Below are 16820 nucleotides of genomic sequence, written 5' to 3' on the forward strand. Positions count from 1 at the left end.
AAAACCTGACAACTATATTTCCACATAAGAAATTTATTGTCAACCTAAAGAACATTTAACTACAAAAACTGTCAACTAAATCCAGGACAGGACACTTCCGGGTTCCAGAAGACATGCTTCGGGAAGTTTCGACAAGTGTCACACAATCGTTCGACAGGTGTCACACGATTGTTCGACAGGTGTCGAAACTTCTTCCCGATAGTCTGCAAGCCCGCCTGAACAGGTTTCCGGCAACCCCAGCCGGAGCATCCGGCACCGCCGGAAACCGCGCGGAGCAGAACGCAAACAGCCTTTTAGCCGCGGAATTCATTCCGGATTTGCGAAAAAAATCATAACTTTGTGGCGCGGTCGGACTATCAACCGCGCCACATTTTTCTGTTTCACCATTCAATACATGCACATGCGAAAACTACTACTCACGCTCTTCACGCTGGCCGCCGCGCTCACCGCAGGCGCCGAGGACAGGGTTCTCGTGGTTACGTTCAGCGACAACGCCACCCACACCTTTGCCCTCTCCACACAGCCTACCGTCGTGATGGCGGCCGACAAGATGACCATCACGGCCGGTGCCGAGACGCTGGAATACGACCTCTACAAAGTAAAGACCTTTACCTTTACCACTGCCAGCGGCATTGACGGGATTGAGTCGGCCGGCGGCTTCACCCGTCAGGGCAACAGCCTGGTCATTCCCGGCGCCGGCGCCACTGTCAGGATATTCGCCGTCAACGGCACGGCAGTGCCCGCAGTAACCTCTCACACGGCCCAAGCCACCGTCGTCAGCCTCGACGCCCTGCCGCAGGGCATCTACATTGTCAACGCCAACGGCAAATCTGTAAAAATCGTCAAGAAATGAAAAAACTAATCTTCACCCTCTTTGCAGCGCTCATTTCGCTGAACGTAACCGCGCAGGCGGCTACCGACACCTACACCGTCAACACCAAGGACGGTCAATCAAAGACGCTCAAAATCAACCAATTCCCGAAGCTCCAGTTCAATGCCGACGCCACATTCGGCAACTACATGCAGGGCATGGAGGACTTCGGACAGATTGATAAGTGGAAAGTAGACGAGGTGAGCAACGTCATCTTCAACGTTTACCACGAGAGCGACGTGAGCAACATCACCCTGGCCGACAAGGCGGCGCTGGACAACACCAAGCGCCTTTACAAGTATCTGAAGATGAACTACGGCAGTAAAATCTTCTCGGCCGTGATGGCCAACGTAAACTGGAACCACCAGGAGGCCGACAAGATTCAGCAGGCAACGGGCAAGTATCCCGCCATCAACTGCTACGACTTCATCCAGATATACGTTCCGAAGAACAACTGGATAAACTACGACGACATCACTCCCGTAACCGAATGGGCGGGGGCAGGCGGCATCGTGTCGCTGATGTGGCACTTCAACGTGCCCACCGCCGAGGGCGTAGTGCCCGGAACAGACGGCTCGGGCGTTACCTGCTCGACCGACAAGACCACCTTCAAGGCCTCCAATGCCCTCAGGAGCGGCACGTGGGAGTACCGGTGGTTCTACCAGCAGATGGACAAGGTGGCCGCTGTTCTGCAGAAGTTGCAGGATGCGGGCATTGTAGCACTCTGGCGACCTTTCCACGAAGGGGCCGGCAACAGCATGCACAAGACGCCTGCCAGCTGGGCTACAGCCTGGTTCTGGTGGGGTGCCGACGGTGCCGAAACCTACAAGAGCCTCTGGCGAACCATGTTCAACTACTTCCAGGAGAAGGGCATCCACAACCTGATATGGACCTGGACGACACAGAACTACAACGGCGACAGCAGCCAGTACAATGACGACAGCGACTTCTACCCGGGCAACGAGTACGTTGACATCATCGGCCGCGACCTCTACGGCACTGCGGCCAAGGCCAACCAAACAGAGTTCCAAGAAATCTCCTCACGCCATGAAGGCAAGATGGTGGCGCTGGCCGAGTGCGGAAGAAATGGCCAGACGCCCTTTGCCAACATATCCGACGTGTGGCAGAGTGGTGCCAAGTGGCTCTACTTCATGCCCTGGTACGGCGAAAGCATGCCCGACAACAGCTGGTGGAAGGATGCCATGAGCCAGAGTTACGTCATCACCCGAGACCAGGTAAACCTCCAGGCAACCACCAACAACGAGAGTGCCAAGGACGCCGTACGCAACATGGGGCTGGGCTGGAGCCTCGGTAACACCCTCGACGCCAACGGCATCGGCAAGGGCAAAACCATCAGTCAGTACGAAACCTGCTGGGGTCAGCCCGTCACGACACAGGCCATGATGAACTTCCTCAAGCAGGGCGGGCTCAACTGCGTGCGCGTTCCCGTAACCTGGTACGAGCACATGGACGCCGACGGAAACGTGGACGAAGCCTGGATGAACCGTGTACAGGAGGTGGTAGACTACGTTATCAACGCCGGCATGTACTGCATTCTCAACGTACACCACGACACGGCAGCCGGCGCGGGTGCCTGGATAAAGGCCGATGCCGGCAACTATACGGCCAACAAGGCACGCTTTGAGAAACTCTGGACGCAGATAGCCAACCGCTTTGCAGGTTACGACCAGCATCTGCTCTTCGAGGGTTACAACGAGATGCTCGATGCCGACAACACCTGGAACGCACCCAAGAACGCCGGCAGCTATGCACCGCTGAACAGCTACGCGCAGAGCTTCGTGAACGCAGTACGGACCACGGGAGGCAACAACTCCACCCGAAACCTGATTGTGAACACCTACGCCGGAGCCCACGGTACAGAGGTTCTCAACAACTTCAAGGTACCTGCGGACAAGACCGAAGGCCACCTTGCCGTCCAGGTTCACACCTACGACCCCTACAACTGGATTAAAACCTACGGCGAATGGAACACCACCTGCAGCAATACCATTAAGGAGATGTTCTCCGAACTCAACCGTCGCTTCGTGAGCCAGGGCGTGCCCGTCATCATCGGTGAGTACGGAACTCACGGCGACGGCGTACAGGTAGAAGGCTCATCGACCGACAAGCTGAAGCAGGCTGCTGCCGACCAGGCCACCGACATGATACGCCAGGCCAAGCCGCTGGGCATCGCCACCATCTACTGGTCGAGCATTTTCTACGGCTCGGACCGCACAGTACCCAAGTGGACACTGCCCACCGTGGTCGCTGCCATGAAGCAGGCATACAACGAATGACAATGAACAGCAAACTCACATACATGGCCGGTGCTGCCATAGTCGCCCTGCTCGTAGCCTCGTGCGGCGGCAAGAAGAAGTCGTACGACGAGCTGGGCGACAGCGGCCGCACCGTTCGGACGGAGAACTTAGAGGCCAACCTGCCCCGCTTTGTGGGCAAGGGCGTGCTCATCGGGCAGCAGTACGGCACCCTGCGCGGCATCGGCTGGCAGGGCGACAGCGCCCGCAGCGACTTCCGCAGCATCTGTAACGACCGGCCGGCCGTCAACGCCTACGAGCTGTGCGGTATCGAGCGCGGCCTCAAAACCAATGCCGACAGCATCCCCTTCAGCCTCATCAGCAAGGATGCCGTCGGCTTTTTCCGTCACGGCGGGCTCATCCTGATGACCTGGACGGCCCCCAATCCCAACGGCAACGAGCAGTTGCTGCACGGCTGGGTGCGCAAGCTGGCAGCCTATCTCGGCTCGTTGCACGACGGCTACGGCATCAAGGCACCCGTCGTTCTCTTTCCTTTTCCGCTCTCGCCGGGTACCTGGTACGCCCGTCTCTCGCCCCAGGAGTACCGCCGCCTGTACCGGCAGACGGTGCAATGGCTGCGCGACGAACAGGTTACCAACGTGCTCTTCGGCTATTCCGAGAGCTTTGACGGCCGGCCGGAACATTTCGGCAGCCGGCTGCCCGTTGACGAAACGCAGGTTATCAACTTTACTTTCATGCAGCCGCAGGCACAGGCCAACGAGGCTGCCTACCGCCGGGTGATGGAGCGCATGGTGCCCGCAGTGGTGCGACTGGCGCAAGAATACAACAAGGTAGCAGGCATTACCACGGGCATAGAGGGGCTGCCGGACTCCACCTACTTCTCCTCCACCCTGCTGCCTCTGCTGCAGCAGAACCGCCTCTCGTACCTCCTGCTGGGCAGCAACCACGGAGAATACGCGCAGAAGCACTTCTTCGCGCCCTGGCCGGGGGCCGACAACAGCCTCATCAAGAGCTTCATGACGCTCTACAACGACCCCTCCACCATCTTCCTGAGCAGCCTCAACGGGCTCTATCTGAAGCAAACAGAAAACTGAAAACAACGGAAATGAACCGGATAAAGACAATTCTCATGGCAGCCGTGGCCCTCTTCACGGCCTCCACGGCACAGGCCAAGGTGCGCCTCCCGCACCTTATCAGCGACAACATGGTGCTGCAGCAGCAGACAGAAGCCCGCCTCTGGGGCTGGGACAAGCCCGGCACAACGGTCAGGGTAACGGTATCCTGGAACGCCCAGACGTACCAGACGCGCACCGACAAGAACGGCCGGTGGCAGGTAAAGGTAACAACGCCCAAGGCTTCTTACACCCCCCTGTCCATCGTCTTTGATGATGGAGAGGCCCTGACGGTGAAGAACATCCTGGCCGGAGAGGTGTGGGTGTGCGGCGGACAGAGCAACATGGAGATGCCGGTGCGCGGCTTCTGGGGCTGTCCGGTCGAAGGTTTCAACGCCACCGTGGCCGAGTCGGCCGCCCACAAGGGCATCCGTTACGCCAAGATACCGAGCACCATGAGCATGAAACCGCTCGACGACGCCCCCTGCCAGTGGCTGAAGGCCGGCCCGCAGCACGTGGCCGACTGCAGCGCTACGGGCTACTTCTTCGCCCGAATGCTCAACCGGGCGCTCGACTTGCCCGTGGGGCTCATCCTGGCCAATAAGGGCGGCAGCCGTGTTGAGAGCTGGCTGGACCGCGAGAACCTGAAAGCGCACACGCAGGAGCCGCTCGACACGGGCGCCATCGTGAAGAAGTACAGCCAGGAGTGGACCCGTCCGCTGGTCTGGGGCAACGGAACATTCCATCCGGTGCTCAACTACACCGTCAAGGGCATCCTCTTCTATCAGGGCTGCTCCAACGTAGGCGACCCTGCGGGACAGTACACCGAGCGGCTGAAACTGCTCGTCGAGCAGTGGCGCCGCGACTTTGCACAGGGCCAGCTGCCGTTCTACTTCGTGCAGATAGCGCCCTACGAGAACGGCGACGTGAACGGAGACTGGGGCCCGAAGCTGCGCGAGCAGCAGTTTGAGGCTGCCAAGGTGATAGCCAACAGCGGCATTGTGTGCACGCAGGATTTGGTCTATCCCTACGAGTACAGCCAGATACACCCCGCGCAGAAGCGGCAAGTGGGCGAGCGGCTGGCCTTCATGGCGCTGCAGAAACAGTACGGCATGGAGCAGCTGATGTGCGAGAGCCCGTCGTTCGGGAGCATGAAGACCGTGGGCGGTACGTGCTACATCACGCTCAACAACCTGTATGACGGCCTCTCGCCCCTGCAGGGCATCGAGGGTTTTGAAGTGGCCGGAGCCGACAGGGTGTTCCATCCGGCCACGGCGCGCTATACCCACGAGCAGGGCGTTATCGTGACCTGCAAGGACGTACCGGCACCTGTGGCCGTGCGATACTGCTTCCGCAACTTCCAACTTGGTAACGCCCGCAACCAGGCGGGCTTGCCTCTGTTCCCCTTCCGGACCGATAACTGGTAAGCCATGAGCCACCCTCTGCACAAGTTCTGCTACTGTCCGGTGTGCGGTAGCAGCCGCTTCAAGATACAAAACGGCAAGAGCAAGCGCTGCGCCGACTGCGGTTTCGAGTACTTCATGAACCCCAGCGCCGCCAATGCCGCCTTCATACTGAACGACCGGGGGCAGCTGCTGGCCGTGCGCCGGCGCCGCTCTCCCGCCCGCGGAACGCTCGACCTGCCGGGCGGCTTCTGCGACATAGGCGAAACGCTGGAGCAGGGCGTGTGCCGCGAAGTCATGGAGGAAACCGGCCTCGAGATAACTTCGGCCACGTATCTCTTCAGCATTCCGAACCGCTACAGCTACAGCGGGATGACCATTCCCACGCTCGACGCCTTCTTCCGCTGCCGGGTCAGCAACGCCGATGAGGCCCACCCCATGGACGATGCAGGCGAGTGCGTGTGGCTGAACCCGGCCGACATAGCCCCTGGGGACTTCGGCCTGGAGTCCGTCCGCAAGGCCGTAACGCGCTTTCTGCATGAAAACGGGAACGACCGGACTTGAGCTTATCAAGTCCGGTTGTTCGTTGTTTCGGCTTCACGGATGCGGAGCCGGAGCCGCCCTGCAGGCCTGCTGCTAAGGCCCATGTACAGGGCGGTTTGCCTACATGTGTGCTTCAAGCCCCTTGATGGTGCCTTTCAAGGGGCTTGAACATGCCCTTCAGTCGCCTTGAAAGACACGTGCATGAAATCCGCTCCTGCCGGGCAGGGTTTTCGGGTGGTGTCTCCGTCCTTGCCGGTCGTTGGCTGCAGGGTCGCCGCCGGCCATGCTCCGGCCCGCTGTCCGCACGCTCCCGTGGCGTTGCTGCAAGGCCTCCGGGCCGCCGGAGACGGGCAACGGAGCCGTTACCGAAAACTTGTTAAAAACTTAAAAAAACAGAAAATAACCCTATATAATAATGTATATGCAAAAGTTTTGTTTACTTTTGCGCTCCAAATAGATTACCATTACAGGATATGCAAGACAATTTAGTGATAGTAGAGAGCCCTGCCAAGGCCAAGACCATTGAGAAGTTTCTCGGCAAGGACTACAAGGTGATGTCCAGCTACGGGCACATCCGCGACCTCAAGAAGCGCGAACTGAGCATCAACGAGCAGACGATGGAGCCCACGTACGAGATTCCCGACGAGAAGAAGAAGCTCGTGAGCGAGCTCAAGAAGAACGTGAAGGCCGCCCGCAAGATATGGCTCGCCTCCGATGAGGACCGCGAGGGAGAGGCCATCTCCTGGCACCTGTGCGAGGTGCTGGGGCTGGACGAAGAGAAGACCAGCCGCATCGTGTTCCACGAAATCACCAAGCCGGCCATTCTGGAGGCCATCCGGAACCCGCGCCATCTGGACATGAACCTGGTCAATGCGCAGCAGGCACGCCGCGTGCTCGACCGCCTCGTGGGCTTCAAGCTCTCGCCCGTGCTGTGGCGAAAGGTAAAACCGGCGCTCAGCGCAGGCCGTGTGCAGAGCGTGGCCGTCAGACTCATCGTTGAGAGAGAACGCGAGATACAGGCCTTCAAGTCAGAACCGTACTACCGCGTGAACGCCATCTTCGGCCTCACCCATGCCGACGGCTCGGCCTCGGAGGTAAAAGCCGAGCTCGACAAGCGCTTCCGTACGCACGAGGAGGCCACCTCCTTCCTCGAGAAATGCAAGGACGCACGCTTCAGCGTGGACGCAATAACGAAGAAACCGCTCAAGCGCGTGCCCGCTCCTCCGTTCACCACGTCAACCCTCCAGCAGGAGGCAGCCCGCAAACTGGGCTTTACGGTAACGCAGACCATGATGGTGGCGCAGCATCTTTACGAGAACGGACGCATCACCTACATGCGTACGGACAGCGTGAACCTCTCTTCACTGGCCATCAACACCAGCAAGGACGAGATTATCAAGCTCTACGGCAAGCCTTACAGCAAGCCCCGCAACTTCCACACCCACTCCAAGGGCGCCCAGGAAGCACACGAGGCCATACGCCCAACGTACATGAGCGAGACCAAGATAGAGGGCACCATGCAGGAGCGGAGGCTCTACGACCTCATCTGGAAGCGCACGGCAGCCAGCCAGATGGCCGACGCGCAGATTGAGAAAACTACCGTTACCATCGACATAGAGGGTGCCGACGAGAAGTTCATAGCCAACGGCGAGGTGGTTGTTTTCGACGGTTTCCAGAAGGTTTACCATGAGTCGACCGACGAGGAGGAGACCAACGCCCCCGACGAGTTTGCCCACACGCTGCCCTCCATGAACGTAGGCGACGAGCTGACCCGCCGCGAGATTGCCTCTACCGAGCGCTTCTCGCAGAGCCCCATACGCTATACGGAGGCCAGCCTGGTAAAGAAGCTGGAGGAACTCGGCATCGGTCGGCCGTCTACCTACGCCCCAACCATCAGCACGATACAGCAACGGGAGTACGTGCAAAAGGGCGACAAGAAGGGCGAAGAGCGCCGCTACACCGTCGATACGCTCAAAGGCATCAAGATAACTGCCAAGGAGAAGAAGGAAACGGTGGGCAACGAGAAGGGCAAGTTGCTGCCTACCGACATCGGCATCGTGGTGAACGACTTCCTGATGGAGCACTTCCCCGAGATTATGGACTATAACTTTACGGCCCGCGTAGAGAGCCAGTTCGACCGCATAGCAGAGGGTAAAGAGGAGTGGACGCACATGATGAAGGGCTTCGACAAGAGCTTCGAGCCGGTGGTAGACGAGGTCATGTCGGCCCGCTCGGAACACAAGGCCGGCGAACGCGAGCTGGGCATCGACCCCGAGAGCGGCAGGCCGGTGTTCGTGAAGATAGGCCGCTTTGGCCCGGTGGTGCAGATTGGCTCGGCCGATGACAAGGAGAAGCCGCGCTTCTCGCAGATTCCGGCCGAGAAGAGCATCGAGACCATCACCCTGGCCGAGGCCCTGGAGCTGTTCCAGTTGCCCCGTACCATCGGCGAGTTCGAAGGCAGCAAGGTGGTGATAGGTGCCGGACGCTTCGGCCCCTACGTGCTTCACGACAAGAAATACGTGAGCCTGCCCAAGACCGAAGACCCCATGACGGTAACGCTGGAGACAGCTGTAGCCCTGCTGGAGAAGAAACGCGAGCAGGAGAAACAGCGCCACCTGAAGTCGTTCAGCGAAGATGCAAAGCTGGAAGTGCTCAACGGTCGCTACGGCCCTTACATCGCCTACGACGGCAAGAACTACCGTATGCCCAAGGCGCTGCATGACAAGGCCGCCGAGCTAAGCTACGAGCAGTGCATGGAAATAGTGAACGGAACGGCGAAAAAGAAATAAACAAGCGGCCTCTCCCCACCCTCCTCAAGAGGGAGGGGGAGCGGAACATCATGATGACTGACAACGATTTGCTTTCGCACAACACGGCAGGAGAAAGGCCGCAGCCGCCCCGCATCATCCTCATCGGCTACATGGGGGCGGGCAAAACCACCATCGGGCACGCGCTGTCCAAGGAACTCGGCATGCCTTTCTACGACCTCGACTGGTACATAGAGACGCGTATGCACCGCTCGGTGAAGCAGATTTTCGACGAAAAAGGTGAAGAGGGGTTCCGCCGTATAGAGCATAACATGCTGCACGAGGTGGCCGAATTCGAGGGCGTTATCATCAGTTGCGGCGGCGGCACGCCCTGTTTCTTCGACAACATCGACTACCTCAACCTCCAGGGAGCAACCGTTTATCTGAAGGCTTCGCCACAAGTGCTCTGCCAGCACCTCAAGATGGGGCGCACCGTCAGGCCGCTGCTGCTGGGCAAGACGCAGCAGGAGATGGAGCAATTCGTCAGCGAACAGCTGCTCGCCCGCGAGCCCTATTACCTGAAAGCACGCCATGTAATCAACGTGGACCTGCTGGACCACTACGACAAAATTAAGGTTACGGTAGGCCAAATCAAGACATTATTAGGCCTGTAAATACGGCACAACACATCAACAACGGGCTCCCAGGGCCCGCAAACCCAAACAACAACATGAAGAAATGGACAACTGAGGACTCCAAGGAGCTCTATAACATCAACGGATGGGGCACCTCTTACTTTGGCATCAACGACAAGGGCAACGTCTACGTGACGCCTTGCAAGGACAAAACGCAGGTAGACTTGCGCGAAGTCATGGACGAGCTGGCGCTGCGCGACATATCATCGCCGGTGCTGCTGCGCTTTCCCGACATTCTCGATAACCGCATCGAGAAAACCGCCAGCTGCTTTCAGCGGGCCAAGGAAGAGTACAACTACAAGGGCGAAAACTTCATTATCTACCCCGTTAAGGTAAACCAGATGCAGCCGGTGGTGGAAGAAATCATCAGTCATGGCCGCAAGTTCAACCTCGGACTCGAAGCAGGATCGAAGCCGGAGCTGCACGCCGTGATAGCCGTTCAGTGCCAGAGCGACTCGCTCATCGTATGTAACGGCTACAAGGACCAGAGCTACATCGAGCTGGCTCTGCTGGCTCAGAAGATGGGAAAGCGCATCTTCATCGTGGTGGAGAAACTCAACGAGCTCGAAATCATTGCCCGCGCAGCCAAGAAACTCAACGTAATGCCGAACCTGGGCATCAGGATCAAGCTCGCATCAAGCGGCTCCGGCAAGTGGGAAGAGAGCGGAGGAGACGCCTCGAAGTTCGGTCTAACCTCCTCGGAACTGCTCGAAGCGCTCAAAATACTCGACGAGAAAGGGCTGCATGACTGCCTGCGGCTCATCCACTTCCACATAGGAAGCCAGATAACCAAGATACGCCGCATCCAGACTGCACTGCGTGAAGCCGCCCAGTTCTACATAAACCTGCACAAGATGGGCTACAACGTCGACTTCGTTGACTGCGGCGGAGGCCTCGGAGTGGACTATGACGGCACGCGTTCCTCGAACTCCGAGAGCTCTGTCAACTACTCCATACAGGAGTATGTCAACGATTGTGTGTACACGTTCGTGGAAGCCGCCGACAAAAACGGCATCCAGCACCCCAACATCATCACCGAGAGCGGACGCTCGCTGGCCGCCCATCACTCCGTGCTTGTTATCGATGTGCTCGAGACAGCCAGCCTACCGGAGATGCCGGAGGAGTTCGAAGCCAAGGAGACCGACCACCAGCTGGTGAAGGACCTCTACGAGATATGGTGCAACCTGAACCCCCGCACCATGCTTGAAGACTGGCACGACGCCGAACAGATACGCGATGAAGTGCTGGAACTCTTCGCTCACGGCATCGTTGACCTGAAGACCAGGGCCGAGATAGAGAGCATGTACTGGAGCGTGTGCCACGAGATAAACACGCTGGCCAAGTCGATGAAGCACGTGCCCGATGAGCTTCGCAACCTCGACAAGCTGCTTGCAGACAAGTACTTCTGCAACTTCTCGCTCTTCCAGAGCCTCCCCGACTCGTGGGCCATTGACCAGCTGTTCCCCATCATGCCCATACAGCGCCTCAACGAGCGCCCAACACGCAACGCCACTCTGCAGGACATAACCTGCGACTCCGACGGAAAGATAGCCAACTTCGTGGCCGACGGCCGCGTGTCTCACGTGCTGTCGGTTCACCCCTTGCGCAGGAACGAGCCCTACTACCTGGGTGTTTTCCTCGTGGGAGCTTACCAGGAGATACTCGGCGACATGCACAATCTCTTCGGAGACACCAACGCCGTGCACATCAGTGTGGACAACGGACGGTACAGCATCGACCAGATATTCGACGGCGAGACCGTAGAGGAGGTGCTCGACTACGTGCAGTACAACCCCAAGAAGCTCGTCCGCCAGCTCGAACAGTGGGTTACCAAGAGCGTAAAGCAGGGCAAGATATCGCTCGACGAGGGCAAGGAATTCCTCTCCAACTACCGCTCCGGCCTCTACGGCTACACGTACTTGGAGTAGGAAAGCAAGAAGTTAAGGAAGATAATGTAAGAAGTTAAAGAAGATAATGTAAGAAGTTAAAGAAGTTAAAGCAAGAAGTTAAGGAAGATAAAGCAAGAAGTTAAAGAAGATAAAGCAAGAAGTTAAGGAAGATAATGTAAGAAGTTAAAGAAGTTAAAGCCAATGGACTGGAGTTCAGAGGGCCAACAGAACGAAGCTCAGAGGGCCGACTTACGGCTTTAACTTCTCTATCTACCTTAACTTCTTTAACTTCTTAAAAAGCTCTTCCAAAACAACCAAGCCTCCCGCTAACGGCTTCTAACTTCCTTAACTTCTTCTATCTACTTTAACTTCCAAAACGAGTAAGCTGAACAAAGCTGCCATTCAAGCCGCTTGAAGCTATCGGCCAAGGGCCTTGAAGGTATCCTTCAGGAGGCTTGAAAGGCACCTCCAAAAAACCGGGTTGCCACAAGCAAGAGCAATACTCTGGTACTCAAAGGCTTACGAAGCATCTGGATGAAATTTCGCGAACGTACGTTTTACAGCAAGATATGAAACCAAAACTCACCATCGTAAAGGTAGGCGGCGCCATCGTTGAAGACGAGGCGCAACTCGACCGTCTGCTCTCTGACTTCTCGGCCATTGCGGGCAACAAGCTGTTGGTGCACGGGGGAGGCCGCCGGGCCACCAAGGTGGCAGCCGCGCTCGGCATAGAAAACCGGATGGTAGGCGGCCGCCGCATTACCGACAGCAACATGCTGGAGGTGGTGACGATGGTCTACGGCGGGCTGGTTAACAAGAACATTGTGGCCCGCCTGCAGGCTCGCGGCGTGAACGCGCTCGGACTCACGGGCGCCGACATGGACGTCATACGCTCCCATCGCCGCCCGCCCGTGGTCATGACGCTGCCCGGTCAAGGTGCAGGGGGAACCGCGGAGAAGACCGAAGTGGACTTCGGCTTCGCGGGCGATGTGGACAACGTGGACGCCGACCGCCTCGGCCAGCTCATCTCCTCGGGCGTAGCACCCGTCATGGCACCCCTCACCCACGACGGCGCAGGCCACCTGCTCAACACCAATGCCGACACCATAGCCGCCGAAACGGCCAAAGCCCTGGCCGCCCAATACGACGTTACGCTCATCTACACCTTCGAGAAGAAAGGCGTGCTGGCCAACCCGGCCGACGCCGAGAGCGTGATACCCGTCATCAACCGGGCCGACTTCAACCGCCACGTAGCCAACGGCACCATCGCCGGCGGCATGATACCGAAGATAGAAAACGCGCTGGCAGCCGTCGACGCCGGCGTAAGCAGCGTTATCATCACACTGGCCACGGCCATCGACGGGCGGCATGGCACGGTTATCAGAAGCTGAAGAAAGCCGCGTGTTAACGACAGTTAAATACGGCGAAAATCAGTAACCGGTTTGTAACTAATCCATTCTTGGTTCGTCATTTAATCAGAGAGAAGATGAAAGATATCAGTTTCCGTAACGATGTGTTGCCGCTGAAGAATGTTCTTTATCGGTTGGCGCTGCGTATCACTCTCAACAGAGAAGAGGCAGAAGACATCGTGCAGGACACGCTGATAAAGGTCTGGAACAAGCGGGAGGACTGGAACGAGATAGAATCTATTGAGGCTTTTAGCCTCACCATCTGCCGAAATCTGGCCCTGGACAGGCTCAAGAAGGCGGAAAACCAAAACGATTCGCTCGACGAAACACCCACAGAACGGGCCGACCAGGCATCTAATCCCTACGAGGAAATGATACAGAAAGACCGCATCTCACTGGTCAGAAGACTCGTAGACGGGCTCCCCGAAAAGCAGCGGAGCTGCATGCAGCTCCGCGATTTCGAAGGAAAACCCTACAAAGAAATCGCAACCATACTGGGCATTAGCGAAGAGCAAGTGAAAGTAAACATCTTCCGCGCCCGGCAAACGATTAAGCAACGGTTTAAAGAATACGACGATTATGGACTATAAATACATCAAACAACTCCTGCAGCGCTACTGGCAAGGCGATACATCGCTTGAAGAAGAGGAGATACTCCGCATGTTCTTCAGCCAGAAAGACGTGCCGGCAGAGCTTCGCTCCTACCGGGAGCTCTTCGCATACCAGCAGAGCGAGGTCAAAGAAGATGTACTGGACGAGGCTTTCGACGCCAGGATAACGGCCCTCATAGAGGAACCTGCGCCCGTAAAGGCACGCCTCGTAACCCTGCCGCAGCGGCTCCGGCCACTGTTCAAGGCAGCTGCCGTGGTGGCCATCCTGCTCACCCTGGGCAACGCCATGCAGGTTCCGTTCGGCCAGGATGCCGACCCTTACGCCAATGCCGGCAGCAACGAATACAACAAGGTGCAGCATGGCACCTCCGTGGCAATGGGCGATTCATCTGTTATCGACACGCTCCAGCAGAGCAGCATCCAGCCCACAGCCACGCCGACAATCATCAAGTAGATATTTCTATGCTTTCTCTATAAAATCATGTTTAGTAAAACAAAAAAGAAACTGTGAAGTTTCAATTCTCTCAAATTTTTCATAACATACTAACGTAGGAAAGGGACTGCCGCTCGAACGAGAGCTTTGCAGTCCCTGTTTTTTATGCACCGCCGTGTCGAGGACAGAGTAACAAAACTGTATTTTGGCTGCTGCGAAGGGTGAAAGACAGAGTAATAAAACTGCGTATTGCTGCCTAAGGCGCAACCGCCATTCATTTCTACGCTGGTTGAAGATGCCTTTCACGCCTCTTGAACGATACCTTCAAGCCCCCTGGAGGTGCCCTTCAAGGGGCTTGAAAGGCACCTTTTGTTTTCCCGTTCGTAATTTGTTGGTTTTTAATAGTTTACGGGCTGCAGTTTAAAAAGGTTTTTCCTGTTGCCCTCATCCCCTCCTAACCTCCCCTTTCTAAGGGGAGGAAAAGCTGCTGGTGCTGATTTTTGACAGAGTAACAGAGTAGTTTTTGTACTGCTGAAGGTTTCCTGCCGGGGCCTGCTGCAGGTGAAAGACAGAATAACAGAGTAGTTTTTTTTGCTGCTTGAGTTATCAAACGGGCGGGAGACTGATGAAAGAACGGACTGCAATACCAACGGGTCAAACCAGTATCCTCCCCTTAGAAAGGGGAGGTTAGGAGGGGATGATTTGCCCTGCTTCTTTGCTCATAGCTGCTATTTGGTCATCCCCTCCTCCGCCTCCCCTTTCCAAGGGGAGGATACCAGTTAGCCTTTCCGCTCACCGTTCCTTATTCATCGCTGCCAACAAACAACCTCCCAGCAACGGAAAAATTACTCTGTTACTTTGTCTTTCAAACACAGAAGCAGCGAAAGAACTAATCTGTTACTCAATCTTTAACCACAACCCACTCTGCCTAAGGCATCAATACTTGAAGCTGCTGCCGCCCAGGAACTCGCGCAGCAGGCTCGTGGGGGGCAGCTGCTTGTAGGGAACGGGACGGAAATAACGGAGGAAACGCAGCAGCCTATAGGCCTCGCTGTACTCCTCACAGCTCTCGGGCACCTGCTCCAAGAGCGGCTCCACCTGCTGTTTGATTACCGCCAGCTCGTACAGCATGGCGCTGTTGAACATGGCGTCGGCATTCTCCTGGAAGGGGAAAATCCACTTCTCTTCGCCTGCCCGCACCGAAGGCCAGCGCCTGATGGTTTCCTGCGCGCTCACGCCACGGTACTTGTAGTCGCGGATGATGCGGCGCAGCAGGCGGTTGTCGGTCGTGGGAATGTAGTTGTGATCATCCAACAGGATGGTTGTAAGGGCCGAGATGTAGACACGATACTTCTGCTCCTCGGGTATCTGAGCGGTGAGTTCGGGGTTCAGGGCGTGGATGCCTTCCACCACGAGCACGTTGTTGGGGTTCATCTTCAGCTTCTTTCCGCTCTGTTCGCTCTGTCCTGTCTGGAAGTTGTATTTGGGCAGTTCCACCTCTTCTCCTGCGAAGAGCGCCTTGAACTGGGTGTTGATGAGCGGGATGTTGAGGGCGTGCAGGCTCTCGTAGTCGTACTCGCCGTTGGCGTCTTTTGGCGTGTGCTCGCGGTCAACGAAGTAATCGTCGAGCGAAATCTGCAGCGGTTTGATGCCGTTGGCAAGCAGTTGGACGGACAGACGCTTGCAGGTTGTGGTCTTGCCCGACGACGACGGGCCTGCCAGCAGCACCAGGCGGACATCGCGGCGGGCAGCAATCTCGTCGGCAATGCGTGATATCTTCTTCTCCTGCAGTGCCTCGCTGACGTTCACCACCTCCGAGGCATGGCCCTCGGCAACGGCTGCATTCAGGTCGCCCACAGTGCGCAGGCCCACTATCTCCTGCAGCCTGTGGTGCTCCTTGAACACCTCGAACATCTTTTCCTGCTGCGGCATGGGGCTCAGCTCCGAAGGTTCGGAGAGCGAAGGGATACGCAGCAGCAGCCCCTCATGATAGGGTTCGAGCCCAAAGAGGTACAGGTCGCGGGTGTTGGTGAGCAGCGCTCCGTAGAAGTAATCTACGAAGTCGTCGAGCTGATAATAGACGGTGTAGAGCGTGCCGATGCTCTCCAGGAGCCTCACCTTGGCCTCGTCGCCCTTTTCGGTGAACATCTTGACGGCCTCCTCCGTGGGCACCTCGTGGCGCGTAATGGGTATGCCGGCCTCTATAATCTCCTGCATGCGGCGGCGGATGGCATCCACGTCGGCCACCGTAACGGGCCGGCCAATCTGCAGGTTCACGTAGTAGCCCTTGCTCACGGGAATGTCTATCACCACCTCGGCACCGGAGTAGAGGTCGTGTATGGCCTTGCAGCACACGAAGAAGAGCGTGCGCGTGTAGGCGCGAGAGCCCGAGCCGGTGTGCATGTCGAGAAATTCTACGTCCTTGTTGTGGTAAAGGCGGAAGTGCAGTCCCTCCACTACATGGTTCACTTTGGCCGAGATGGGGCCGTAGGACATCTTGAGATTCAGTGCGTCATAGACCTCTGCAAGCGTGCTGCCCACAGCAACTTCCTGCGTCTGGCCGTTGTTTTTACATCTTACTTTAAGTACTTGCTTCATTTGTTTATGTTGTTTCTGGTTTCTGCTTCGCTACGCCAGCCCGCCTGCTGCCGTGCTGCAGCAGGGTCGCCCGGCGTCTCTGCGCCTTGGCTCGGGTAAAGGTAGCAATAAAAATCGAGACCGGCCAAGAGACTGGTCATAATTGCAGGCCCGTTTGTTTTTTTTATCAATTGCCCCTGTCCGTAAGCACGGCCGGCGGCGGAGCTATCGTTCAAGGACGCCGAAGGACAGGT

Annotated in this window: 12 protein-coding genes; 11 read left to right on the forward strand and 1 reads right to left on the reverse strand. The window is 57.1% G+C overall.

Going from position 1 to position 16820, the window contains the following annotated elements; all coding sequences use genetic code 11:
* The first annotated feature begins 400 nt into the window (after positions 1–400).
* The 11 genes from BMW31_RS11155 to BMW31_RS11205 all read left to right on the forward strand — a co-directional run bounded on the left by BMW31_RS11155 (position 401) and on the right by BMW31_RS11205 (position 14010).
* Positions 401–853: a T9SS type A sorting domain-containing protein gene (locus tag BMW31_RS11155; RefSeq protein WP_091825897.1), complete on the forward strand. Its 453-nt coding sequence runs from the start codon at positions 401–403 to the stop codon at positions 851–853.
* On the forward strand, positions 850–3168 hold the full coding sequence (locus BMW31_RS11160) for a cellulase family glycosylhydrolase (protein ID WP_091825792.1): 2319 nt from the start codon (positions 850–852) through the stop codon (positions 3166–3168). Before BMW31_RS11155 ends, BMW31_RS11160 begins: the two co-directional genes overlap by 4 nt.
* Positions 3169–3170: 2 nt before the next feature.
* Entirely contained in the window at positions 3171–4241 is a 1071-nt protein-coding gene (locus BMW31_RS11165; protein ID WP_091825796.1) for a glycoside hydrolase family 26 protein, read from the forward strand.
* A gap of 11 nt (positions 4242–4252) precedes the next feature.
* Positions 4253–5686 (forward strand): sialate O-acetylesterase, encoded by a 1434-nt coding sequence (locus tag BMW31_RS11170; RefSeq protein WP_091825800.1) that lies wholly within the window; start codon positions 4253–4255, stop codon positions 5684–5686.
* Between the two features lie 3 nt (positions 5687–5689).
* The gene (locus BMW31_RS11175; protein ID WP_091825804.1) at positions 5690–6226 is read left to right on the forward strand and encodes an NUDIX hydrolase; all 537 of its coding nucleotides are present in this window, start codon (positions 5690–5692) and stop codon (positions 6224–6226) included.
* 452 nt (positions 6227–6678) lie between these two features.
* Entirely contained in the window at positions 6679–8994 is a 2316-nt protein-coding gene (topA, locus tag BMW31_RS11180; protein WP_091825807.1) for a type I DNA topoisomerase, read from the forward strand.
* Between the two features lie 53 nt (positions 8995–9047).
* Positions 9048–9626: a shikimate kinase gene (locus BMW31_RS11185; protein ID WP_091825900.1), complete on the forward strand. Its 579-nt coding sequence runs from the start codon at positions 9048–9050 to the stop codon at positions 9624–9626.
* A 56-nt stretch (positions 9627–9682) separates the two neighbouring features.
* Positions 9683–11575: a biosynthetic arginine decarboxylase gene (speA, locus tag BMW31_RS11190; RefSeq protein ID WP_091825810.1), complete on the forward strand. Its 1893-nt coding sequence runs from the start codon at positions 9683–9685 to the stop codon at positions 11573–11575.
* A 530-nt stretch (positions 11576–12105) separates the two neighbouring features.
* Positions 12106–12927 (forward strand): acetylglutamate kinase, encoded by an 822-nt coding sequence (argB, locus tag BMW31_RS11195; protein ID WP_091825813.1) that lies wholly within the window; start codon positions 12106–12108, stop codon positions 12925–12927.
* Positions 12928–13022: 95 nt separating this feature from the next.
* Positions 13023–13535 (forward strand): RNA polymerase sigma factor, encoded by a 513-nt coding sequence (locus BMW31_RS11200; protein ID WP_091825816.1) that lies wholly within the window; start codon positions 13023–13025, stop codon positions 13533–13535.
* Positions 13525–14010 carry a pyruvate ferredoxin oxidoreductase gene (locus BMW31_RS11205; protein ID WP_091825819.1) on the forward strand — a complete coding sequence of 162 codons (486 nt, stop codon included), beginning with the start codon at positions 13525–13527 and terminating at the stop codon, positions 14008–14010. Before BMW31_RS11200 ends, BMW31_RS11205 begins: the two co-directional genes overlap by 11 nt.
* 915 nt (positions 14011–14925) lie before the next feature.
* Here BMW31_RS11205 and BMW31_RS11210 read toward each other — a convergent pair.
* Entirely contained in the window at positions 14926–16587 is a 1662-nt protein-coding gene (locus BMW31_RS11210; protein WP_091825822.1) for a nucleoside kinase, read from the reverse strand.
* Between the last annotated feature and the right edge of the window lie 233 nt (positions 16588–16820).

It is taken from the genome of Prevotella sp. kh1p2 (genome assembly GCF_900111525.1).
Classification (GTDB): domain Bacteria; phylum Bacteroidota; class Bacteroidia; order Bacteroidales; family Bacteroidaceae; genus Prevotella.

What these genes read in the sequence shown, in the direction of transcription:
- BMW31_RS11155 (WP_091825897.1), top strand. Translation starts at nt 401, where the DNA reads ATGCGAAAACTACTACTCACGCTCTTCACGCTGGCCGCCGCGCTCACC.
- BMW31_RS11160 (WP_091825792.1), top strand. Translation starts at nt 850, where the DNA reads ATGAAAAAACTAATCTTCACCCTCTTTGCAGCGCTCATTTCGCTGAAC.
- BMW31_RS11165 (WP_091825796.1), top strand. Translation starts at nt 3,171, where the DNA reads ATGAACAGCAAACTCACATACATGGCCGGTGCTGCCATAGTCGCCCTG.
- BMW31_RS11170 (WP_091825800.1), top strand. Translation starts at nt 4,253, where the DNA reads ATGAACCGGATAAAGACAATTCTCATGGCAGCCGTGGCCCTCTTCACG.
- BMW31_RS11175 (WP_091825804.1), top strand. Translation starts at nt 5,690, where the DNA reads ATGAGCCACCCTCTGCACAAGTTCTGCTACTGTCCGGTGTGCGGTAGC.
- topA (WP_091825807.1), top strand. Translation starts at nt 6,679, where the DNA reads ATGCAAGACAATTTAGTGATAGTAGAGAGCCCTGCCAAGGCCAAGACC.
- BMW31_RS11185 (WP_091825900.1), top strand. Translation starts at nt 9,048, where the DNA reads ATGACTGACAACGATTTGCTTTCGCACAACACGGCAGGAGAAAGGCCG.
- speA (WP_091825810.1), top strand. Translation starts at nt 9,683, where the DNA reads ATGAAGAAATGGACAACTGAGGACTCCAAGGAGCTCTATAACATCAAC.
- argB (WP_091825813.1), top strand. Translation starts at nt 12,106, where the DNA reads ATGAAACCAAAACTCACCATCGTAAAGGTAGGCGGCGCCATCGTTGAA.
- BMW31_RS11200 (WP_091825816.1), top strand. Translation starts at nt 13,023, where the DNA reads ATGAAAGATATCAGTTTCCGTAACGATGTGTTGCCGCTGAAGAATGTT.
- BMW31_RS11205 (WP_091825819.1), top strand. Translation starts at nt 13,525, where the DNA reads ATGGACTATAAATACATCAAACAACTCCTGCAGCGCTACTGGCAAGGC.
- BMW31_RS11210 (WP_091825822.1), bottom strand. Translation starts at nt 16,587, where the DNA reads ATGAAGCAAGTACTTAAAGTAAGATGTAAAAACAACGGCCAGACGCAG.